Here is a 252-nt window from a genome sequence, read left to right on the forward strand (position 1 = left end):
CCCCGTCGCCTCGCGGAGCCCGAGCTCCGCGACCAGATCCTGGGCGGCCCGCGGCGTGATCCGCAACTCCTTGGCGATCATGCCGGCCGAGACGATCGGCCGGGTCAGCACGTAGTCGAGGAGCGCCGGCAGCCGGGAGGTGGAGCGGCGGCCGTCGAGCTTGCGGGCCAGCAGGGTGCGGGCGGTCAGCCAGCGATCGTGATCCTTCAGGCCGGCTGCGCCTGCGGCCGTGATTGCCTCGAGCTGGATGGC

Annotated in this window: 1 protein-coding gene; it reads right to left on the reverse strand. The window is 73.4% G+C overall.

Annotation, left to right across the window (positions count from 1 at the left end; genetic code table 11):
* Positions 1 to 252: helix-turn-helix domain-containing protein (locus tag ACP7FG_RS13110; protein ID WP_439226645.1), on the reverse strand; the 252-nt coding region annotated here is incomplete at both ends.

The sequence above is a fragment of the Idiomarina sp. ST10R2A5 genome (genome assembly GCF_051842325.1).
Lineage (GTDB): Bacteria > Pseudomonadota > Gammaproteobacteria > Enterobacterales > Alteromonadaceae > Idiomarina > Idiomarina abyssalis.